At 48.9% G+C, this 22,678-nt stretch carries 24 protein-coding genes; 2 read left to right on the forward strand and 22 right to left on the reverse strand.

The features are described 5' to 3' along the window. Positions 1–27 precede the first annotated feature (27 nt). From GLV97_RS05580 to GLV97_RS05600, 5 genes are all read right to left on the reverse strand, one after another. Complete coding sequence (locus tag GLV97_RS05580) at positions 28–540, reverse strand: adenine phosphoribosyltransferase (RefSeq protein ID WP_027955293.1); 513 nt, start codon at positions 538–540, stop codon at positions 28–30. Further along, positions 530–2,863, reverse strand: a complete 2,334-nt coding sequence (gene recJ, locus GLV97_RS05585) for a single-stranded-DNA-specific exonuclease RecJ (RefSeq protein WP_160889199.1) — start codon at positions 2,861–2,863, stop codon at positions 530–532. The genes GLV97_RS05580 and recJ overlap by 11 nt, the downstream gene beginning before the upstream one ends. A gap of 56 nt (positions 2,864–2,919) precedes the next feature. Next, positions 2,920–3,240, reverse strand: a complete 321-nt coding sequence (locus GLV97_RS05590) for a LapA family protein (protein ID WP_160836220.1) — start codon at positions 3,238–3,240, stop codon at positions 2,920–2,922. A gap of 127 nt (positions 3,241–3,367) precedes the next feature. Beyond that, entirely contained in the window at positions 3,368–5,650 is a 2,283-nt protein-coding gene (gene secDF, locus GLV97_RS05595; protein WP_160889200.1) for a protein translocase subunit SecDF, read from the reverse strand. Between the two features lie 137 nt (positions 5,651–5,787). Beyond that, positions 5,788–6,081: a post-transcriptional regulator gene (locus tag GLV97_RS05600; RefSeq protein WP_160836222.1), complete on the reverse strand. Its 294-nt coding sequence runs from the start codon at positions 6,079–6,081 to the stop codon at positions 5,788–5,790. 113 nt (positions 6,082–6,194) lie between these two features. Between GLV97_RS05600 and spoVB the strand changes: the two genes are divergently transcribed. After that, positions 6,195–7,751, forward strand: a complete 1,557-nt coding sequence (spoVB, locus tag GLV97_RS05605; RefSeq protein WP_160889201.1) for a stage V sporulation protein B — start codon at positions 6,195–6,197, stop codon at positions 7,749–7,751. Positions 7,752–7,953: 202 nt separating this feature from the next. On the opposite strand, the gene GLV97_RS05610 is transcribed toward spoVB, so the two are convergent. Next, complete coding sequence (locus GLV97_RS05610; protein ID WP_160836224.1) at positions 7,954–8,610, reverse strand: DUF421 domain-containing protein; 657 nt, start codon at positions 8,608–8,610, stop codon at positions 7,954–7,956. A gap of 56 nt (positions 8,611–8,666) precedes the next feature. Beyond that, positions 8,667–9,956, reverse strand: coding sequence for an ArsB/NhaD family transporter (locus GLV97_RS05615; protein WP_160836225.1), 1,290 nt, complete (start codon positions 9,954–9,956; stop codon positions 8,667–8,669). A 124-nt stretch (positions 9,957–10,080) separates the two neighbouring features. On the opposite strand from GLV97_RS05615, the gene GLV97_RS05620 reads away from it, so the two are divergent. Next, complete coding sequence (locus GLV97_RS05620) at positions 10,081–10,464, forward strand: TIGR04086 family membrane protein (RefSeq protein ID WP_160836226.1); 384 nt, start codon at positions 10,081–10,083, stop codon at positions 10,462–10,464. A gap of 38 nt (positions 10,465–10,502) precedes the next feature. Here GLV97_RS05620 and yajC read toward each other — a convergent pair whose 3' ends face one another. From yajC to obgE, 15 genes are all read right to left on the reverse strand, one after another. Beyond that, positions 10,503–10,763 carry a preprotein translocase subunit YajC gene (gene yajC, locus GLV97_RS05625; protein ID WP_160889202.1) on the reverse strand — a complete coding sequence of 87 codons (261 nt, stop codon included), beginning with the start codon at positions 10,761–10,763 and terminating at the stop codon, positions 10,503–10,505. A gap of 16 nt (positions 10,764–10,779) precedes the next feature. Continuing rightward, complete coding sequence (gene tgt / locus GLV97_RS05630) at positions 10,780–11,916, reverse strand: tRNA guanosine(34) transglycosylase Tgt (protein WP_160836228.1); 1,137 nt, start codon at positions 11,914–11,916, stop codon at positions 10,780–10,782. A 33-nt stretch (positions 11,917–11,949) separates the two neighbouring features. Next, entirely contained in the window at positions 11,950–12,975 is a 1,026-nt protein-coding gene (gene queA, locus GLV97_RS05635) for a tRNA preQ1(34) S-adenosylmethionine ribosyltransferase-isomerase QueA (protein WP_160889203.1), read from the reverse strand. 63 nt (positions 12,976–13,038) lie between these two features. After that, positions 13,039–13,236, reverse strand: coding sequence for a DUF2905 domain-containing protein (locus GLV97_RS05640; RefSeq protein WP_160836230.1), 198 nt, complete (start codon positions 13,234–13,236; stop codon positions 13,039–13,041). Continuing rightward, positions 13,233–14,234: a Holliday junction branch migration DNA helicase RuvB gene (gene ruvB, locus GLV97_RS05645; RefSeq protein ID WP_160836231.1), complete on the reverse strand. Its 1,002-nt coding sequence runs from the start codon at positions 14,232–14,234 to the stop codon at positions 13,233–13,235. Before ruvB ends, GLV97_RS05640 begins: the two co-directional genes overlap by 4 nt. An 18-nt stretch (positions 14,235–14,252) precedes the next feature. Then, the gene (gene ruvA, locus GLV97_RS05650) at positions 14,253–14,870 is read right to left on the reverse strand and encodes a Holliday junction branch migration protein RuvA (RefSeq protein WP_160836232.1); all 618 of its coding nucleotides are present in this window, start codon (positions 14,868–14,870) and stop codon (positions 14,253–14,255) included. A gap of 162 nt (positions 14,871–15,032) precedes the next feature. After that, a complete protein-coding gene (locus tag GLV97_RS05655) occupies positions 15,033–15,602 on the reverse strand; it encodes a BofC C-terminal domain-containing protein (protein WP_237418576.1) in 570 nt (189 codons plus the stop codon). 80 nt (positions 15,603–15,682) lie between these two features. Beyond that, complete coding sequence (locus GLV97_RS05660) at positions 15,683–16,435, reverse strand: YebC/PmpR family DNA-binding transcriptional regulator (RefSeq protein ID WP_160840712.1); 753 nt, start codon at positions 16,433–16,435, stop codon at positions 15,683–15,685. A 75-nt stretch (positions 16,436–16,510) separates the two neighbouring features. After that, entirely contained in the window at positions 16,511–17,065 is a 555-nt protein-coding gene (locus tag GLV97_RS05665; protein WP_160836234.1) for a YhcN/YlaJ family sporulation lipoprotein, read from the reverse strand. A gap of 70 nt (positions 17,066–17,135) precedes the next feature. Continuing rightward, positions 17,136–17,873 (reverse strand): NAD(+) synthase, encoded by a 738-nt coding sequence (gene nadE, locus GLV97_RS05670; RefSeq protein WP_160889204.1) that lies wholly within the window; start codon positions 17,871–17,873, stop codon positions 17,136–17,138. Between the two features lie 35 nt (positions 17,874–17,908). Further along, the gene (locus GLV97_RS05675; protein ID WP_160889205.1) at positions 17,909–18,868 is read right to left on the reverse strand and encodes an aminoglycoside phosphotransferase family protein; all 960 of its coding nucleotides are present in this window, start codon (positions 18,866–18,868) and stop codon (positions 17,909–17,911) included. Further along, the gene (gene safA / locus GLV97_RS05680) at positions 18,858–19,865 is read right to left on the reverse strand and encodes a SafA/ExsA family spore coat assembly protein (RefSeq protein ID WP_160840718.1); all 1,008 of its coding nucleotides are present in this window, start codon (positions 19,863–19,865) and stop codon (positions 18,858–18,860) included. The genes GLV97_RS05675 and safA overlap by 11 nt, the downstream gene beginning before the upstream one ends. Positions 19,866–20,036: 171 nt before the next feature. Beyond that, the gene (gene pheA, locus GLV97_RS05685; protein WP_160836238.1) at positions 20,037–20,912 is read right to left on the reverse strand and encodes a prephenate dehydratase; all 876 of its coding nucleotides are present in this window, start codon (positions 20,910–20,912) and stop codon (positions 20,037–20,039) included. A gap of 14 nt (positions 20,913–20,926) precedes the next feature. Further along, entirely contained in the window at positions 20,927–21,376 is a 450-nt protein-coding gene (locus tag GLV97_RS05690) for an ACT domain-containing protein (protein ID WP_027955271.1), read from the reverse strand. Between the two features lie 17 nt (positions 21,377–21,393). After that, positions 21,394–22,677 carry a GTPase ObgE gene (obgE, locus tag GLV97_RS05695; protein ID WP_160840720.1) on the reverse strand — a complete coding sequence of 428 codons (1,284 nt, stop codon included), beginning with the start codon at positions 22,675–22,677 and terminating at the stop codon, positions 21,394–21,396. Position 22,678 lies beyond the last annotated feature (1 nt).

Genomic DNA, 22,678 nt, shown 5'->3' on the forward strand with positions numbered 1-22,678 from the left:
GCCCTAAAGAAAGGGCACTCTTTTCTATTAATATTGCATCAATGTCAATACATCGTTATTCTTCAGTTTTTCACGGCCGTTCAAATACGTAAGCTCAATTAAGAACGCACATCCGGCTACTTCGCCGCCAAGCTGCTCGACAAGGTCGATGGTCGCTTCGATCGTCCCTCCGGTAGCCAGCAGGTCATCAACGATCAGAACCCGCTGTCCCGGCTTAATGGCATCCTTATGGATCGTCAGTACGTCTTTGCCGTACTCCAGGCCGTAATCCACTTTGATGGTTTCACGAGGGAGCTTCCCTTCTTTACGCACCGGTGCAAAACCGATTTCAAGGGCATAGGAAACCGGACATCCTACGATGAATCCACGGGCTTCCGGACCTACGACAATATCAATTTCCAGCTGTTTCGCATACTCTACAATCTCATCGACAGCGGATTTAAAGGCAGGGCCGTTATCCATCAATGGGGTGATGTCCTTAAACTGGACGCCTTCTTTGGGCCAGTCCTGTACGATTGCAATATGTTCTTTATAATCCATTAACTACTTCCTCCTTGACTTGCTTCGAACGTTGGTTCAGATAGCGGTCGAACCATTCCTTCAATTCTTTATATGTGGAATAATATAGCGTTTGTTCCATTTTCAACTGCTCTTCGCGTTCGCGGTAAAGCGAAGATTCACGTAAATCTTTTTGAGATGGTTCGGATTCAACCGTTAAAATCCCATCTTTTATTTTAACAAACTGAAGTTCAAAAAACACCTCTGAAATAAATTCCACCATCGATCTATCCCAGCCTTTTCTCCGGGCCAGGAGATCAGCTTCTTTTTTCATGTCAAAACGTCCACGCTTCATCAGCATACCATAAAACCATTTGAAGTGGTCACGCGACGGCCATGTTTTTAAGAAGGTACTGTCTTCCAAGTGATAACAGGCATAAACTTTCTTCACTCGGATCACTTCCAGCAGCGACGTGAGATCCTTCAATTCACGCGGAAGATCAAGAAGCAGAAGACCGTCCCACTCCTGTTCATTCACAACCTGTTCCGGTTTCAGGACGGGAAGGTCGAACGGAGCGTCAGATTGATCACCGAAGCTTACAGCCCCATACTTTTCGTGCTGTGGTACAGCTACATTTTTTTCGAGATGCCTTGACCCGCGGTGGTCAAACAGCTGCCACTCGGTCACGCTTAAGTCTTTGATCATGACCTGGAGGTTTTTACGCCCATTCCACTCATTGACTCCCAGTTCTCCAACAAAGTCTACAGCCGCATGCGGAGACAGCTGCGTATACAGATCACCCAGACCAAAGGCGATGCCGTCCACCTTTACCTGCTGACCTTGGAATTGAAATTTCAAATGATTTTTTCTGCTTCCGATCAACCGTACTTCTTTAGGGGTATGCTTGAGATGGAACAAAGGTTTAGGGTTACCCATGCCGAACGGGCGGAGTTGATCGATTTCTTCAATCTGCTTCAGTGAGACATCGTCCACGTCTATGGTCGTCTCGATGTCAAGCACCTGCTGGTAGTCGTCTGCCGTCAGCTTTTTCCTGGCAATGCCGATCAGATCTTCCCTCAAAGCATCCAGTTGATCCAGTTCGACGGTCATACCCGCTGCCTGGGCGTGTCCACCAAAATGAAGGAACCGGTGGCGGACCTCCATACAATTGGCAAACATGTCAAAGGCATCAATACTACGGGCTGAACCTTTGGCCACTCCTTTTTCCGAATCAATGCCGAGAACGATGGCAGGCCTGTCGAACTGCCGGACAAGCTTGGAGGCGACGATACCCAGTACGCCCGGATTCCAGCCTTCCTTGGCTACGACAATTACCTCATCAGCCTCTCCATGCTCATTCACCACCATCTCTTCCGCCTCTTTGGCAATGGAAGCAACGATCTTCTGACGTTCCTGATTCAGCTGGTTAATAAAAGCAGCCATTTCCTGAGCCTCTTCCAGACTATCGGATAACAGCAGGTCAACAGCCGGTGTGGCGTCCTGAAGACGTCCGACAGCGTTGATTCTCGGCCCGATGGTAAAACCGATCGTTTCTTCGTTCATCTCTCCTTCAATGGAACAGACCTTTCGCAGCGCCTGGATTCCCGGTCTCGTGGACTGGGAGATCGCCTTCAGACCAAAATAGGAAAGGACACGGTTCTCATCAACAAGAGGCACAAGGTCCGCAATGGTGCCGATAACTACAAGATCAAGGTAATGTTTCGGAAATTCCCCTAAGAGAGCATGAGCAAATTTAAAAGCAACGCCGACGCCTGCCAACTCCTGAAACGGGTAATCTGCTGATGTTTTCGGATGGATGATGGCATAGGCATCCGGAAGAGTTTCCTGCACTTCGTGGTGATCCGTAATGATTAAATCCAGTCCCAGATCCCTGGCAAAGGCCGCTTCTTCGACCGCAGCAATTCCTGTATCGACGGTGATAATGACACCATAACCGGAATCAAAAGCAAATTGAAAGGCCTCCTTGTTCGGACCGTACCCTTCTGTAAAACGGTTGGGAATATAAAAATCACAGTCCACCCCCGCCTCTCGGAGCGCCTCGACCATCAATGTGGTGGAACTGACCCCGTCAGCGTCATAATCCCCAAAAACAAGAACAGGCTCCCCCTCAGCGGCAGCCTTTTTCATACGCGCAACAGCCTTTTCCATCCCTTCCATCAGGAATGGATCATGCAGTTGTTCAAAAGACGGATGAAGGAAACGCTGTTCCGCTTCAGGTTCAACTATCCCCCGCTTTTCCAGCAGCTGCTTCGTAAGCGGCGTCAATCCGCCTGAGCGGCTGTTACCTTCTGCATCGACCGGCTCATTATATGTAATTTTCCATTTCATCTTACTTTCTATCATAAGTTCACCCCTGACCCATCTATTATACAAGAGCGGATCAGGGGTAGCAAATGCAATTATGTGATGTTTTCCCTGGAACCTGCCTCTTCACTGGTTCCAGAAACAGGCTCCATTTTCTCTCCACTCTCTTTCTCATATGCCTGCAGTTTTTCCTGTAAGGAACGGTTCTCCCTTCTTAACCTGAAGTAGCGGACGGCCCCGACAGAAGCAGTAGCCAGACCTCCAAGCAACACAGAAACGAGTATCACCAGAATCAAGGGGGCTTCCCCGGTTCCGAATAAGTAATTCACCTGCACATTCTCCACGTTGATGACCGCAAATACAGCAATCACTACAGCAAAAATTAGGGCTGAAATGATGTACGTTTGACCCTTCATAAAGCATCTCTCCTTTTTCCATATGTGAATACTACCTATATACCCGATCTCCAAATAAACAAAAAGCGGTCTTTCCCCGGGGAAAGACCGCTTGATCAGGACCTTGGTCCGTTACCGGACAGGCAGGTTATACCTGCGGTCCATCATTCCGTTTTTTCTTCACATAGTTGATCGGTTTATCCTTAATGTTTCTCCCGCGCCAGACAAGCCATAGCTGGGATGCGATAAACAGGGACGAATACGTTCCTGCCAGCAGCCCGATCACAAGGGCGAAAGAGAAATTCGTAATCGACGATGCGCCGAACACGAGCAGCATGACAGCTGCAAAGATGACCGTAATCACCGTATTGAAGCTCCTCGCCAGTGTCTGCATTAAGCTGTCATTCACAATCTTAGCCAGTTCGGAGAAGGACTTGACTTTCTTCTTCAGTTTCAAGTTCTCCCGTATCCGGTCAAACGTTACGATTGTATCGTTGACAGAATAACCGACGATGGTAAGAATAGCAGCAATGATCGTGATATCGAATTCCAGCCTTGTAAGACTGAAGAAGGCCAGAATGAAGAATGCATCGTGCAGGAGAGCGATAATGGCCGTGATCGCAAAGAATATCTCAAAACGTATCGTGACGTAGATGATGATTCCAATCGAGGCATACAGTACCGCAAGCGCTGCGTTTTTCGCCAGTTCCTTGGCAACAATCGGAGATACGGTACTGATGTTTGGAGTATTGCCGAACTCCTCTTCGTAGTACGACTGAATCTCGGCGACTTTATCCTTGCTCAGTTCAGAATCGAACCTCGCTACGGCGATTTCATCGTTATCCCCTGAAATGACGACCTGCTCAGGAGAAACGTCAAATTCACTTTCCATTGTCTCCTCCACTTGAGAAGCTGTTATATCCCCGTCCGATAAAATGGAGACACGCGAACCATTGGAGAAATCAATGCCAAGGTTGAGACGGAAGACAGACAGTGCAAGAATACCGGCGGCTATCAAAGCAATGGAAACCGTGAAGAACAACTTCCGCTTTCCTACAAAATCGAAGGAACGCTTCATGAACGTTGCATTCACTTCTTTGCCGTCTTCGATATTTTGAATGTCTTCCGGTTTTACTCCGAACCAGCGCGGACGTTTATTAAGAAAACGGCTCTTCACCCATAGACTCATAAAGAGACGCGTTCCATACACCGCCGTTATAAAGCTCACCAGAATACTGACGATCAGCATCGTAGCAAAACCTTTGACAGAGCTTGTACCGAAAATGAACAGCACAGCGGCGGCAATCAAGGTTGTAATGTTAGCATCAAGGATCGTTGACAGCGAGCGCTTATTCCCTGCTTTATAGGCGGACATCAGCGACTTGCCTGATTTCAATTCCTCCTTGATCCGTTCATAGGTAATGATGTTGGCATCGACTGCCATACCAACCCCTAGAATCAAGGCTGCAATCCCCGGCAGGGTAAGAACCCCGTTCATCATTTCAAAGACCACTAAAATCAAATAAATATAAACAGACAGCGTCAGGGATGCAATAACCCCGGGGAATCGGTAATAGGCAATCATGAACAGGAAGATGGCGGCAACACCGATCGCTCCTGCGATAATGGTTTTATTCATAGCCTGTTCCCCGAATTGGGCACCGACGGAATTGGAATACGTTTCTTCCAGATTGACAGGGAGAGAACCTGCGTTCAAAATATCCGCCAGCTGCTGGGCTGACTCCACTGTGAAGTCCCCGCTGATCTGAATGGAATTGCTGCGTATCGGTCCGTTCTGCCGGAAGGACGGAGCCGAAATATATTCAGGATCTGCTGATCCATACTGCTCAGCAAAGGATGTATCTTCATCATAATCCAGCCAGATGACAAGAAGGTCGTCCGGGTAGGGAGTCGATGGATCATCCGGTGTATTATAGACTTCCTCTGAAACATCGTAAAACTCGGAGGCGCTCTTCACCTTCAAAGTTACGACCGGTTCATTCGTATTTGGATCGAAGGACTGCTGGGCACTTCCCTCTACCAGGTCGGAACCGTCAAGAAACAGTTTTCCATCGGTACTTCTCAATGTCAATTCCGCTGTTGTCGAAAGCAGTTCCCGAGCGGTCTGCTGGTCCTCGACACCGGCCAGCTGCACCCGGATCCGCCCGTTATCCTCGATGGATATGTTGGTTTCACTGATTCCGAGCGTGTTGACACGCTGGCTCAGCGATTCAGCCGTGGCTTCCAATACCTGATCATTCACTTCCTGGTCTTCATTCAGAGGCTCCACATCATAAAGAATTTCAAAGCCGCCCTGAAGATCCAGTCCTAATTTAATATCTTTTGTAACTCCAGTAATCGTCGTCCCAATCGTAGCTGCCAACAACAGCACCACGATGAAAAAGGCGACAATCCGCCCTCGTTTCACCATTCGCTTCTGCTCCTCCTTTATGTATCCCGACACAGGGCTCACCCCGTACCGTTGTACAAAACAGGGTCCGTTCTATCCCGTCCCTATTCTACTACTTTTTACTTTTTTCGCAACAGCATCCGTGTAAAGCTGTGTTTCTATTCCGGTTCCGTCTGGTTGAGTGCTTCAATAGACGCGAGCAGATCATCATTTTGATAGGCTTCAACCGTCAGGTAACTTGTGTATGTATGACTGGATAAATGAAAAATATCCTGTACGACCTGGTGAAGCCTCATTTCCGGCTCCCCTTTCCACACCTTGGACATGAGACAGTTCCAGATTTCCGTTTCTGTCGCCCGGGGGTAGCCAAGCAGTTTGAACTCCTCCGCTTTACTCTTTGTTACCGGAGCTACTTCCTTTTTCCACAATCCGACACGCTTATAAGGTTCCATATCGATACTCCTCACTTCATCATTTCGTAGAATCCGTAGTCATGCCTTGTCCACGATTGAGCATATACTTCATTGTATCGGAATTTCATTTCTTTGAGAAGGCGGATCGAAATATGTCTAAACAAACTTTTCTGCACGGGGCCCTGATCCTCGTTGCCGCCGGATTGATTACCCGGTTCCTTGGGTTCGTGAACCGGATCGTGGTGGCACGGGTCATGGGCCCGGAAGGTGTCGGCCTGTATATGATGGCTCTGCCGACCTTGATTATGGCTATTACCATCACCCAGTTCGGACTTCCCGTGGCGATTTCCAAACGCGTTTCAGAAGCGGAGGCTACAGGAAACGAGGGCAAAATCAAGCGCATTTTGATTGTGTCCCTCGCAGTCACAACGACATTGAGCTTTGTATTTACGATTGGCATTTTCCTGCTGGCTCCTGTCATCGCTGATCACTTTTTAACGGATGCACGTGCCGTTTCCCCTCTGCTTGCGGTAACACCCATCATACCGATCATTGCTATCTCTTCGGTCATCCGCGGCTATTTTCAAGGAAGGCAGAACATGAAGCCCCAGGCCATTTCCCAAGTCATTGAGCAGGTCGTCCGTATCGGATCTGTCATTCTTTTTACGAAAATGCTCTACCCCTATGGTGTCCAATACGCTGCCGCCGGTGCAATGGGAAGCGCGGTGCTTGGCGAATTGGTCTCTCTTTTGTATATGCTCAGGCAGTTCAATGTCCATAAAAGCTTCCATCTCAGGAAATCGTGGAAAAAGAATCTGGGTGAAGGACGGAAGACGTTAAATGAGTTGATGACTATTGCCCTCCCTACGACCGGAAGCCGTTTCATCGGATCGCTGACCTACTTCTTTGAGCCCATCCTTGTCGCTCAGAGCCTGGCTCTTGCCGGTTTTGCAGCTGTCGAGTCCACAAAACTGTACGGGGAATTAACCGGTTATGTGCTGCCGCTGCTCTTTCTGCCGACGTTCCTTACGCATGCACTTTCCACAGCACTCGTTCCCTCGATCAGCGAAGCAGCAGCCAAAGGGAACAAGGAAACAATCCGTTACAGGATCATGCAGTCCATCCGCCTGTCGATCGCTTCGGGCGGTTTAATCACGATTGTCTTCATGATCTTTCCTGTTGTTATCTTAACCGCTGTATACGGGACGAGCCATGCTTCTTTCATGCTCCAGTTCATGGCTCCCTTCTTCCTGCTCCATTATATCCAGACGCCTCTCCAGGCCGCCCTGCAGGCGCTTGACCTTGCGCGTCCCGCCATGTGGAACACACTCATCGGAGCTGTTGTGAAATTCATTGTGCTTGTCGCTCTCACTTCACGACCTGAATTCGGTATTCACGGAGCGGCAGCGGCAATTTGTGTCGGCGTCGTCATAGTCACCCTTCTTCACCTGCAGGTGCTCGTCAAATACAAGGTGCTTTCGTTTCCTTTTCTGTTGTTCCTGAAATTCTTCATCGTCATCGGCACGACAGGGGTGGTCGGATTCATATGGAAAAACAACTGGCTGCATGAAGCACGGCCGCTTTCCCAGCTGCTCATTATGGGAGCTGGTCTAACGGCTCTCTATCTGTTTTTGACATACACCTTCCAGCTGATCCGAAATGAAGAGTGGAAGATGATCCCCTGGAGGAGAATGCTTCCGAAAAAATAACCGCCCCTGGGGCGGTTATTTTCGGGTTGTTATGAATGTTGTATTTCCCGGTTTTCCGAGGTCCCTTTCCACTGACAAACGTAGATATTTAATCAGAAAGACCACACGAAGACGGCCACGATCGCATGGAAAAAAGCAGAAAATCCTGTGCTCCAGTATAAATAGAGACCGTCTTCCGTTAAACCGAAGTCCGCCCGTGATTTTAGTGAAATTCATTCTTTTGATCGAAATGGACCTCCCCTTGATCATTCACTGTACATAGAGAGACTTCCTGCACATCGGTATACCCCTGATTTTGAAGCTGATCCATAAGCCAGCGCCGGCTTTTTCCAATAATCTTCAGCCCGCTCTTTTGAACCACTCCATCCGCAATTAAAACCACTGCAAAATCAGAAGATCCATCTTCTTTTTTCTCAAAGACGGACAGTTTCCCTGAAGGTTCAAGCACCGCATAGGCGACATCCTGAACCTCATGGACGCCATGTTCGCGGAGCTGAAGAAGAAGGTCATTAAAGTTATAGCGCTGGCGTCTCATCTCATATTCATCCACTCTGCCATGCTTGATGATCACAGAAGGCTTTCCATCGAACCAGTTTCTGAACGACTGATTCTTGAGGGAAATCCAGGCACTCCCGATTTGAATCGTCAGGAGTACAGCCATAGGAACAATGGCTTTCCAAATATCTTCATCGGGCTCTTCAATCAGAAAAACAGCAATTTCTGCCAGCATGATAAAAACGACGAGGTCCATGACACTCAGTTCCCCGATTTCCCTTTTTCCCATAAACCGGAAGACGATAAGTATAATCAGATAGGTGATGAGGGTTCGAAAAATTACAGAGATGACAAGCACGTCCATCCACGACCTTTCCGCTGCCGTTCCTTATATTGTTAACATCACCTATTTATCAATTATTATGACAAGAATGGCAGCAAATAACGGAACCAGATGTACACACTGCATATGAGCAGGGAAACCAGCAGAACAGGAAACCCGTATAAGGAAAACTTCAGGAAAGGAATCGGTTTGTTGTGGCTGGCTGCGAGCCCGGCAACGACAACATTTGCTGAAGCCCCAACCAACGTCCCATTCCCACCCAGGCAGGCTCCGAGCGCAAGCGCCCACCAGACCGGATCCACGTTCATCATGCCGTAGCCCTGAAGCTCCTGAACGACAGGGATCATCGCTGCTACAAAAGGAATGTTATCCACGACCCCTGACAGGATTCCGGCACTCCACAGCATCACCATGGCGGTCACAGGCAGGTCCCCGCCGGAAAGCCAGACCATTCCCCGGGCCATCTCGTCGATGACACCGACCGTTTCCAGTCCTCCGACAAGCATAAAGAGTCCCATGAAGAAAAATAACGTGACCCACTCCACCTCCTGAAACACATGCTCGACGTCAAGTTCCTTCTCAGAAAGAAACAGCAGCAGGAGCGCGCCGCTGACGGCGATGGTCGTAATATCCATATGAATGAACGGATGCATCATAAACCCTGTAATGGTCAGGAGCAGGACCCCCACCGATTGAAAAAGAAGCGGTGTCACCTTCAAGTCCGCTTTGGCGTTCCGTTCCATCAGCCGCCGTGCGAGCGCTTCATCATAAACCAGACGTTTCCGGTACAGAAGGATCATGCCGGCCATCATGACGACAAAAATGACAATGACGACAGGACCAAGGTGATACATAAAGGAGACGAAGCTGAAATGCTCCACCGCCTGTCCGATCATAATGTTCGGCGGATCCCCGATCAGTGTCGCTGTTCCCCCGATATTCGAACTGAAAATGGTCGTAATTAAATAAGGGAAAGCGGGAAGCTTCAACTGATCAATGAGAGAGAGAAGAACAGGCACAAACAAAAGCACAGTCGTCACATTGTCCAAGAAGGCAGAACCTACCGCTGTAAAAATACCGGTGACGATCAACAGTGGAACAGGTCGTCCCTGTACGAGCTGGACAAGGCGGACAGCCATAAACGAAAAGATGCCGGTCTTTTTCGTTATGGATACAAGGACCATCATCGAAAACAAAAGGGCGACCGTTTCCCAGTCGATAAAACCGAAAGCTTCCTCCCATGCGTAAACCTTCGTCATTAATAAGAGGACGCCGCCGGCAACAGCTACGAGTGCCCGGTTCAGTTTCTCCGTCATGATGAGGATATAACTTGCAGTAAATATGAGAATTGCCAGTACGGTTGACATAGATCTTCCCCTTTTATACGGACTTTTTATATACGTATTCACGGGAAGGACAAAATATCTGCTTCTATCTCTATGGATTTTGCGCATATAGTGAAAGTGACAAGCTGAATCCAGGAGGGTCGATATGAAGAAAATGATGCAGGGTGTGCTGGGCTACGGAATCGGATCCATCTTTATCCTGATGATTGTTTTTTCCGGGGTACTGGCCGGCTTACTGAAGCTGACGGATATGGAATACGGCACGCTGAACCAGCTCGCATTAATCGTCGGAATCAGTATTCTGGCATTCGGGGGTGGAGCGGCCGCCTATAAAGGAGAACAGAAAGGATGGCTGGCCGGCGTTTTGACCGGGGCTGTATTTGTCGGGGCGATGGCCTTATTTCAAATCATTTTTGAAAATACAATGGTAACCCTGCCGCAGCTCAGCTATTTCGGAGGACTGGTCCTTGCAGCCTGGCTGGGCGGCATGATCGGGGTAAATCTGCCTAAAAAGACAGCAAAGCGGTAAACAATAATAAAACCCCGCTCCATGAGCGGGGTTCTGTATTATTCGCTGGCTTTTTCACGGATGGAGGAACGGTCGAACTTCATCTGCGTTCCATCCTGTACGCTGATGATAAGCGTACCTTCATCAATCGCATGTATCGTACCGTGCATGCCTCCGATAGTAATGATCTTGTCACCTTTCTGTAAATCCGACTGCATCTGCTGCACTTGTTTCTGTTTCTTCTGCTGCGGACGGATCAATAGGAAATAGAAAATGACAAACATTAGAATAATCGGTAACAGGCCTACTAATGTGTCCATCTATTATTCCCCCTTTCTAAAAGTTCTTCGCATTTGGTTTATTGAAACCATATTGTTCAAAGAATTCTTCTCTAAAATCACCGAGTCGATCTTCTCTAATGGCTTCACGCACTTGCCTCATTAAGTTTAACAGAAAATAAAGATTATGATAAGTCGTAAGTCTAAAACCGAATGTTTCGTTGGATTTGACTAAGTGACGGATGTACGCGCGGCTGTAATTCCGGCACGTATGGCAGTCACAGTTCTCATCAATCGGGCGGAAATCGCGGGCATATTTCGCATTGCGCACAACGAGACGGCCCTGGGAGGTCATCAATGTTCCATTTCTCGCAATCCGGGTAGGCAGGACACAGTCAAACATATCAATGCCGCGGATGCTTCCATCGATGAGGGAATCCGGTGAACCGACGCCCATCAAATAGCGGGGCTTTTGATCCGGAAGAAGCGGTGTCGTGAAATCGAGCACGCGGTTCATCACGTCTTTCGGCTCTCCTACAGACAAGCCTCCAATGGCATATCCCGGAAAGTCCATGGATGTCAGATCACGGGCACTCTGCTGACGAAGGTCTTCATATTCCCCGCCCTGGATGATCCCAAACAATCCTTGATCATGAGGCCGCTGATGAGCTTCCAGGCACCTCTCTGCCCAGCGGCTCGTCCGTTCCACAGAGTCCTTCATATATTTATGTTCAGCCGGATAAGGCGGGCACTCATCAAACGCCATCATAATATCTGCACCGAGAGAGTTTTGGATATGCATCGCTTTTTCCGGGGAGAGGAACAGCTTCTCTCCACTGATGTGGTTGCGGAAGTGCACCCCTTCCTCTTCGATTTGACGAAGATCGCTCAAACTGAACACTTGGAATCCGCCGGAATCCGTTAGAATGGAACCGTTCCAATTCATAAATTTATGAAGGCCGCCGGCTTCCTCTACGATATCCTCTCCGGGACGGAGCCACAGATGGTACGTATTGGAAAGGATGATCTGAGCCCCCATCCGTTCCAGTTCCTCGGGACTCATCGTCTTTACGGTAGCAAGAGTACCGACAGGCATGAACATCGGTGTTTCGAAAGAGCCGTGGGGTGTATGGACTTTTCCGAGACGCGCCCCTGTCTGCTTACAAGTTTTGATTAATTCATATGTGATTGCCATTTTTCCTATCCTTTCTTCCGTTGATCTTCCTGATCATTTAATAAACATAGCATCCCCGAAGCTGAAGAAACGGTAACGCTCCTCTACAGCACGGTGATAGGCTTCCATAACGAAGTCACGCCCGGCAAATGCACTGACAAGCATGATGAGCGTCGATTTTGGAAGGTGGAAGTTCGTAATCAATCCGTCGATGGCCTGCAGCTTCTGGGGAGGATAAATAAAGATATCCGTCCATCCACCCGCCTCTGTAAACGTTCCGTAGTCTCTCATGATCGTCTCCAGAGTACGGGTGGACGTTGTTCCCACAGAGATAATTCTTCCACCGTTTTCACGAACCCGGTTCAGCTGATCGGCGGTTTCACGGCTGAGCTGATAAAATTCCGCATGCATATCATGCTCTTCAATGTTATCCACGCTCACCGGACGGAATGTCCCAAGACCAACATGGAGGGTCAGGTAGGCAAGTTCCACACCTTTTTCCTGAAGCCCCTCTAAAAGCGTATTCGTAAAGTGCAGGCCTGCGGTCGGTGCTGCAGCTGAGCCTTCTTCTTTCGCATAGACCGTCTGGTACCGTTCTCTGTCCGACAGCTGCTCCTTGATGTATGGAGGCAGCGGCATTTCTCCTAGAGATTCAAGGACTTCAAGGAAAATTCCCTCGTAGCTGAATTTCACCTTCCGTCCACCATGCTCCTGAATTTCCGTACATTCAGCCGTAAGCTTTCCGTCGCCGAAGATGATTTTCGTTCCTTCCTTCACCTTTTTAGCCGGTTTTACAAGGACTTCCCATTCATCCTCTTCTGTCTGATGCAGAAGAAGAACTTCCACTTTCCCGCCGCTTCCTTCCTTCGCTCCGAACAACCGGGCCGGAAGGACGCGTGTGTCATTCAATACAAGACAGTCGCCGGGATTTAAGTCTTCCGTAATATCTGCAAAGTGCTTGTGCTCGATGTTTTCTGTGCTGCGGTCGCAGACCATCAATCTGGAAGAGGAACGGTCCTCAAGCGGAACCTGTGCAATCAGCTCTTCCGGCAGATCAAAATCATACTGCTTAATATCCATACAAATCCCCTATTCTTCCTGAGATAATTCTTCTTTCATCGTGCCCGTTTACCGCTGGTCCTGCTAGAATCTCCGAATTAAGTAAAAAATCAAAGATAATACAATACTGGCGATAATCGAGGTCATAATCGGAAAATAAAACGTGACATTTCCTTTTTTAAAAGAGAAGTCACCAGGGAGTCTGCCGAACAGACTCCACACGATTCCTATGACAATAAACACAATCCCTATAACAATAAAGATTCTGCCAAACCCCGTCAAGAGCCGGGCACCTCCCTGTTGAAATGGGCATAAGCTTTCGGGGTCACGACCCGTCCGCGCGGTGTACGCTGAATATATCCGATCTGCAGCAGATACGGCTCATACACATCTTCAATGGTCTGCGATTCCTCGCCGATCGTCGCTGCAATCGTATCCAGCCCTACAGGACCGCCCTGAAAGCTGTCCATAATCCCCATTAATAATTTATGATCAATAAAATCAAGACCTTCGGCGTCCACCTGCAGCATCCTCAGCGCTTCCTGTGTGGTCGCCTTGGAGATGACGGTTTCCCCTTTGACCTGCGCAATGTCCCGGACCCGTTTCAAGAGCCGGTTGGCTATCCGCGGGGTCCCGCGTGAACGGCGGGCCACTTCGACAGCTGCGTCCTTTTCGATTGATACGGAAAAGATTTCCGCCGTCCGCTCGACAATGGAGCAGAGTGCTTTCGTATCATAGTACTCCAGACGGCTGTGTACACCAAAACGGTCCCGGAGCGGAGCGGACAAAAGCCCCGCCCTTGTCGTTGCACCGACAAGCGTAAAGGGAGGGAGGTCAAGCCGGACAGACCTTGCACTCGGACCTGTCCCGACGACTATATCAAGACAGAAATCCTCCATCGCCGGATAAAGCACTTCCTCCACGGAACGGGGAAGCCGGTGGATTTCATCGATGAAAAGAACATCCCCGGGTTCCAGGGAGGATAAAATCGCCGCCAAATCCCCCGCACGTTCAATCGCAGGTCCCGCCGTAGTTCTGAACTGGACGCCCATTTCGTTGGCGATAATCGAAGCCAGCGTCGTTTTCCCCAGCCCGGGCGGGCCATACAGCAGGGCATGGTCAAGCGGCTCTTCCCGCATCTTCGCTGCTTCGATAAAGATGCTCAAGTTGTTCTTCACCTGATCCTGTCCGATGTACTGGCTCAACCGTTCCGGCCTCAGACTAAGCTCAAGATCCTGATCGGCCTGCTGCTGCTCGCCGGATATCATCCGGTCATCCATGGTTATCCCTCCTTCTCTTTAGGATTTCATCAACATTTGAAGTCCTTGTCTTACGTAATCATCCACGGTTCCCTGCTTGGACTTCTCAAGCTGCGTGCGGACCATCTTCACTTCCTTCTCGGTATATCCAAGTGCCTTCAAGGCTTCAATGGCGTCATCGATCAGCTCACGTTTTTCACGGGAGGTCAGATCTTCCTGGTAGAACAAGGTTTCTTCGTTCTGCTCATCCGGAAGCCATACAATCAGCTTGCCTTTCAAATCAAGGATCATCTGGCGGGCCGTCTTCTTACCGACGCCGGGGAATTTAGTCAGGTATTTTTCATCTTCCTGCTCGATTGCGGATACAAATTCCGGTACGCTGACCGTCCCGAGGATGGCCAGCGCTCCTTTCGGGCCGATCCCGGATACGTTAAGAAGCTGCCCGAACAGCTGTTTATCTTCCTTTTTCTTAAATCCATATAAGGATTGATTGTCTTCGCGAATGTAGTGGTACGTATGTACTTTCACTTCTTGATTCATCTGTGCTTCAAAATGAAAGGGATTGGCACATAAAACCTCATACCCGATCCCACTTACTTCTATCGTGATCGACCCTTCTTCAAGCGTCGTCAGCTGGCCTTTGATATAACTAATCATCTGCTGCAACCTCTCCTGCTCTCTAGTCTTAACCCTCTTATTGTAACATAGAACCATATGTTCGCCTATGTACACACACGTAAAAAAGCAGGAGGGGGGGCGTTGTACAAGAGATTGCAGCCCCATCAAAAACAGCCGCAGATAAGCTGCGGCTGCCTGTCATTACATCTGGTTTTCTCCGGCATACTGATGGACAACCTGCTCAAAATGGGATGAGTCCTTAATCTTAATGCCACCTTTCAACAGATCGATGCGTTTCGATTCCAACGGTTTTACAGGAATCGGTTTGAACGACTCCATCACTTTTCCCTCATTGGGAATCCCTTGAAAAACGGCCAGTTCTCCGTTCTCATTCAACCCAAAGTATCCATGCTGTTTAGTCAACGGAGAGATGTCTTCCACCTGCCGTTGAAAAACAATACGATCCAGCTCCTGATTTTCAATTCTCCAGCCCTCATAAGAAGCCCAGAAGTCCATCATCGACCAGATGGTCTCCTGCTTCGTCGTCGTTTCGACCACTCCATCGAGGTAGTGTTCCTTCATAACAATCGTCAATTCCAAAGGCTCAGCCTGGACAAGCGTTTCAACACTTGCTTCTGAGGTCCCTTTCTCCGTTTTCTCTACACTTCTCATCAAGCTGTGGTCTTGCCCTTCCAGTACAGCGGGAGAACAGGAAGCAAGAACCATACATACCAGAAGCCAGCCGGTAATCCTATACGCTGCAGCTTTCAAAGTACTCACCCTCCCAAATAAAAATAACTTCTATTTCCAGTCTGTCCAGAAATAGAAGTTATTATCATAGAAAGGCAGAATCAGGACAATTTTTCGAGAACCGCTTCATCCGCATCGAGATTGTGATACACTTCCTGGACATCGTCGTTGTCCTCCAGCATATCAATCAGCTTCAGCATTTTCTCTACGCCCTCTTCTTCAAGCTCGGTATACGTCTCAGGAATCATCGTCACTTCACTTGTAGAAAACGTATAGCCGCTTTCTTCCAGCGAAGCTTTCACATCAGAGAAGGTTTCAGGCTCTGTATAAATTTCAAAGCTCTCTTCCGTCGTTTCCATTTCCTCAGCACCCGCTTCAATCACTTCCAGCATCATCGCCTCTTCATCTGCTTCCGTCGTGGAACGATCAATGACGAGATAGCCGGAACGGTTGAACATAAAGGCGACACAGCCGTTTTCACCAAGATTGCCGTCATTTTTGCTGAAGGCATGACGCACTTCCCCGGCGGTGCGGTTCTTATTATCCGTCAGGACTTTGACCATAACCGCAACGCCTCCAGGACCGTATCCTTCATACGTAAACTCTTCATAGTTGACGCCTTCCAGATCACCTGTCGCCTTTTTAACGGCTCTTTCAATGTTATCTTTCGGCATATTGTTGGATCGGGCCTTATCGGCAGCGATTCGGAGCGCAGGGTTGGTTTCCTCGTCCCCTCCGCCCTGTTTAGCAGCCATGAAAATTTCACGGGCCAGTTTCATAAAAAGCTTTCCCCGCTTTGCATCCTGAGCCCCTTTACGATGCTTTATATTACTCCATTTTGAATGGCCGGCCATTGGACATTCTCCTCTCCCCAAACATTTCTACCCTACACTATACCATATTCATTTTGCGGCACAAAAGCAGGCGCTTTACTCCTCAGGCCTGAAGAACTCACGAATCCGCTCTTTCACACGGTCCGGTGCTTCCGCAGCATTCAAACGGGCGTTCAAATCCTTCATATGGTCCCAGTTGTTATTATTCGTATAAATGGTCAGCTTCTTATCCGTCAATTCCCCGGCTTTCTTTTTGATTTTTTCCGTTACATCGGTATCTCTCCGATCCGTCGGATTAATCATCACGGCGATATACATATCTTCATCCGTAGAATAGGCCTGGGCCATTGTCACTTCCTTTATTTCATGAATCTTCTCTACGACGGCCATGGCATCTTCATTACTGAAATCATTATCATGCGCCCGGTTCGTTTCTCCATACCGGGCGTTACGGAAATCCTTCTCTGCTGTCCGCTTGAAATAGCTGTCCTTGCCGGTCGGAATCTGTCCACGCCTTTCCGGGTCCTCTACTTCACCATAGCTGATCGGCTCATATATTTCACCAGAGGACGTCCCGGGTTCCAGAGCTTCCTCCGATTGACACGCACTCAACACACAGACGGCAGTCAACACTCCAATAATTTTCCACATAAAAAACATTCTCCTTTTCCCCTTACTATGGGTAAAGAAGAATGTTTTAGTCTGACAAAATCCACCAGAGTTACTGCGGGGGTGCAGGAGGAAGCTGGCGCTTATGGGCGGACCGCTTATGCATTGCTTCGATGATCTGACGGTCCTCTTCAGGAATTTCCTCGCCTTTAAGGTGACGATCAATCATGGCATAACTGGTGCCCATTTCATTTTCGTCTGTCTGACCTTCCCAAAGACCGGCACTCGGCTGTTTATGAATGACTTCATCCGGTACACCTAAGTATTCAGCCATTTCCCTCACTTCACCCTTGGTCAGATTTGCAAGCGGTACAAGGTCGACACCGCCGTCTCCAAATTTCGTGAAGTAACCAGTATACCATTCAGCAGCATTATCTGTCCCCACTACAAGGTACTTATGGTTTGTGGCAATCGTATAAAGGGTGCTCATGCGAAGCCTCGCTCTCAGGTTGGCATCCGCAAGTTTCAACTGATCCTCATTCAATTGGCCGGCTGATTCGAGCTGGGTTTGAATATTTGTGAACATCACGTTGTGCGTCTCCGTCAAATCCACCGTCAAGGCAGGGAGGTCACAGGCTTCTACTACAAGCCGGGCATGTTCCTGATCTTCCGATTGGCTCTTGCAGGGCATAATTACACCCAGGGATCTGTCAGGAAATGCTCTTTTAATTAAATTGGCTACGACTGCGGAATCAATGCCGCCGCTGACTCCGACAAGGAGACCGTCTACATGGGCTTCTTTCACTTTTTCCTGAAGCCACGCTGTTATCTGCTGAACTTTTTCTTCCACCGGATTGTTCATCCTTTCACACATATGATAACTAATCATAGCATATGTTCTGCGTATCGGACAAACTTCTTCCGGCTCTCCCACGCTTTTTCCAGTTTTCTCATCTGCCGGGTAAAGGAGCTTTCCTCCCGCAGACAGCTCCTATAGCCGTACAGCCATTCCCGCAGAAGGTCAGAGGGAACAAGAACACCTTTCCACCAGATATCTCGTTCCTTTACGTGGGGAAAATATTGGACCAATGTAGAGCGCTCGGATTCCACATGTGGAAGAAAACGCTGGGCCAGTTGAATATGGTCATATACACGCGGACCGGTATGAAGCAGATCAAAATCAATCATCCGGATGGATTGATCACGGGTGACAATAAAATTGTGATGGGCGACATCTCCGTGCAGCCATTCATGACTGTCCCATGCACGTTCTTCTATTTCCCCCCACGGACAGTCGGCAAAAGCCTCCAGTCTCCGCTGGACCAAAGAGGAAATATCCTGAAACATCTGACGCCTGCCCAAATCCGTAAACACATCTTTCGTTTCCAAAAACTGTTCCAACCTCCGCTCCCACTTCACATACAACGGATCCTTCGGAATCGACAGAACCGCAATGCCCTTTGTGGTCCGGTGGAACTGATGCAGAATACGGACCGCTTTCTTTCGGTCCTGATGCCGGTCAAAGTCCGCATGTCTTCCTTCCATTCTTTCGAACAAAGCCCAGTCACAGCCCAGTTTCCCCAGAGTAAATGTTCCCGGACGGAACGGCAGCGGACGGGCCGCTGTCCGCGAGGCGTAATTCCAGTGCTCAAAAAAGTCGATCTGCTGCTGGATGACGTGGAGCCGCCGATAACCCTTTAAAATCATCGGCCTGCCTGCAAATGAAACTTTATACACTTTCGGTTTAATGGTCCGTTCGTAAATGACAGGAAGGTTCTCCTCTTTTTGTATCCAATGAAAAAGGCGATCCGTGTATGAATCGCCCTTTTTATATTCAGCTTTCATCTACATCATCGTCTCTCCAGGACTGCGGCATCCCCTGACCGCCCTGTTGAGGGTTCCATGGTCCCATCTGCGGATGCGGTCCCCATCCTTGATAGGGCTGCTGATGGCCCCATCCCTGTTGAGGATACTGGGGGTGCTGGGGCTGCTGTGGATACGGATGTCCCCATCCCCCCGGATGCTGCATGCCTCCATAAGGCATCTGCTGCCATGGATGCTGAGGGTGAGGGGGGTGGGGGTGATGACCGGGATGATATCCGCCGTACCCCGGGCCATATCCTTCCGGAGAGCCTCCGTCACACCCGCAGTCCTCCTCCGATTGGGCTCCCTGTACCATTTCATCATCCGACTCAAAATCATCGCCGTACATGGGCTGGTTCATTGGATACGGCATCGGCTGCTGCATGTGGTGAGGCCCGCCGTATGGCATCGGCATCATAACCGGATAAGGAGGACAGCAGTAGTAATCCGTATGCACGAGCTGAGGCTGCATCGGAGGGCAGTAGGGCTGCTGCATCGGCTGATACTGCTCTCCTTTTACTTCCTCTTTTGGTGACTCCGGAGACTCTGGTGACTCTTCCGGTTTAGGCCCCGGCATTTGAGGCAGATGGAAGGTTGTATAATAATTCTGCATCTGCTGATCAATACTCGGCATGGTGATCGGCATATTCATGTGGATCGGCTGCATAGGCTGCATGGGCTGCATCGGTTTTTCTTTCACACCTTTAGGAGCCGGCTTCTTTTCATCTTCCTTAATGGAAGGTATCGGCTTTGCCTTTTCCTTAGGGGCTGCAGGCATTTCCTTTGCGGGAGCCTGAGCTTTTGGTGCTTCCTTCTTCACAGACTTTGTACCTTGAGGGACTTTGATTTTCATACCCGGCATAATCATATCAGGATTGGAAAGCTGGGTATTTACGGATTTTAACTCCTCAAAGTCCACCCCATATTTCTTGGCTATGTTCCAGAGTGTATCTCCTTTTTGTACAATGTGAATTCTCACATTTGCAACTCCCTTCCTGTCATTGCTGAGGAACAATAAAACAAAAATAACTTCATAACACTCTATGCAGCACAAGCCGAAAGTTTGATGAAAAAGCCTATAATAATTTCTATAAAATATAAACAAACCCCGGATGTCCCTGTCACAGCAGGGATTCCGGGGTTTGAAGGGTCAGGCTTCATGGACAGGGGCCGGGATGTCGATCTGGTAGCTTGGATACGTTCCAATTACCTTCAACCGACAGCCCAGGGCTTCCAGTTCCGCCTGGACACCAGGGAACAGCACTTGATCATAAGGCTGATCTACATCTATTAGGAAAAAGTAGTTGCCAAGACCCGTTTTCATCGGTCTTGACTCAATTTTTGATAAGTTCATCTTCCTCCAGGCAAAAGCTGCAAGAACCTGATGCAGGGCACCGACGTAATCCTTGGGCAGCGTCACCATCACGGTCGTCTTATGCTTACTCACAGGATGGTCCTTCACTTTCAATGTCTGCGCCGCCTTCTGAACGACAGCAAACCGTGTATGATTATTATCATAATCGTGAATGTCCGTATCCAGGAACGTCAGTCCATTTCCTTCAGCCGCGAGATGGTTCGCAATAGCCGCCACTCCGTCACGCTCAGCTGCCACAAGCTCGGCTGCTTTAGCCGTTGAGGCTGTATATTCAATCTCAGCGTTCGGATAGTGTTTGTGAAGGTATTCATGACACTGCGCAATCGCATGGCTGTGGGAATATACCTTCCGGATCTCTTCCCCATTCCTTGCTGGATGAACAAGTAAATGCTGCTTAATAGGAACGGTCATTTCAGCAATAATAGACTGATCCACCTGATGAGCTAAATAATCAATCGTCAAATGGACAGAGCCTTCAATAGCATTTTCAAGTGGAACAACGGCTGTTCCTATTTCGCCACGCTCCACCGCATCCAGACAGGCTGGAATGCTCTCGTAAGCGATAAATGACCCGCCATCAAATAATGCATCCACCGCCATTTTTGTAAACGTCCCCCTGGGTCCCAAGTACCCGATCTGCTGTTCCGACATGATTTCCCCTCCAATTAAGCTCCTGAACTTAAAATTTCAACACGATCGACAAAATCGAGTTTATGGAGCTGTTGTAACAATTTCTCGATGCTTTCCTTCATTCCTGACGTATTTAAGGAGAGAGTCACATTGGCCTTGCCCTGAAGGGGGATCGTCTGGTGGATGGTCAGCACATTACATCCTGATTCCGCCACCGTCATCAATAAGTTTGACAATGTCCCGCTCCGGTCTTCTAAATGGAAGAAAAGAGTGATCATCTGTTCTTTTACCATGGCCTGAAAAGGAAAAACCGCATCCCGGTATTTATAAAACGCGCTGCGGGATAATCCCACATGTTTGACCGCTTCGTAAATCGAGCCGACTTTTCCCCGTTCCAGCAGCTCTTTCGCCTCAATCGTCTTCATCATCGCTTCAGGGAGAATATCACTACGGACTAAATAAAATGTTTCGTTATAATCCGCCATGACCTCTTCCTCCCTTCTTAATCAACAAATTCGAATTCATAATCCATGAGTCTTACCGTATCGCCATCTTTGGCTCCTCGTTTTCTAAGGGCTTCGTCCACGCCCATGCTCCGCATCTGACGGGCAAAACGGTTGATGGACTGATCCCTCGAGAAGTCTGTCCGTCTGAACAAGGATTCGATTTTCTCTCCATATAACACGTATGCACCATCATCGGCCCGTGTCACTTTAAACGGCGCTTCTTCTTTTTCAAATTTATACAGGACGCGCTCGTCGACTTCTTCCAGTTCTTCTTCCTGCTTCGGCATTTGATCAAGCTTATCAGCCACCGCATAAAGCAGTTCATCAAGACCGTCACGCGTCACAGTGGAAATCGGATAGATGTCGACCTCCTGATCCCCAAGCTGCTCTTTGAAAAGCTCCAGGTTATCTTCTGCTCCAGGCATATCCATTTTATTCGCGACAATGAGCTGCGGACGATTTTTCAGTCGATCATCATAGGAGGATAATTCCTGGTTAATCGTTACATAATCCTCATAAGGATCACGGCCCTCCATAGCAGACATGTCAATCACGTGAAGAAGCAGCCGCGTGCGCTCTACGTGACGCAGGAATTGATGCCCGAGTCCGACTCCTTCATGGGCCCCTTCAATCAGTCCGGGAAGATCCGCCATCACGAAGCTTCTGTGGTCCTGACTTTCCACGACGCCTAAATTGGGCGCCAGGGTCGTAAAATGATAGTCGGCAATTTTCGGGCGTGCAGCCGTGACGACCGAAAGAAATGTAGACTTTCCGACACTCGGAAAACCGACAAGACCGACATCAGCAAGCAGCTTCAATTCGACAACAACATCCAGTTCTTCCCCCGGCTCACCGTTTTCGGCAATTTCAGGTGCCGGGTTTCTCGGGTTCGCAAACCTGGCATTTCCGCGTCCTCCACGTCCACCTTTAGCAATAACCGCTCTCTGCTTGTGTTCCGTCAAATCGGCTATTACTTTATCAGAGTCCGCGTTTTTCACAGTTGTCCCCGGTGGTACGCTGATGACCAGCGGTTCGGCATTTTTTCCGTGCTGCTTCTGGTTCATACCATTCTGCCCACGCACCGCTTTAAAATGGTGCTGGTACCGGAAGTCCATGAGAGTGTTCAAGCCCTCATCCACTTCGAACACAACGTCCCCTCCGTTACCACCGTCTCCGCCGGCAGGGCCTCCTTTTGGTACATATTTTTCACGGCGGTAGGCGACAAGACCATTCCCGCCATCTCCACCTTTTACAAATACTTTAACCTGATCGACAAACATT

It is taken from the genome of Halobacillus litoralis (genome assembly GCF_009856355.1).
Taxonomy (GTDB): domain Bacteria; phylum Bacillota; class Bacilli; order Bacillales; family Halobacillaceae; genus Halobacillus; species Halobacillus litoralis_B.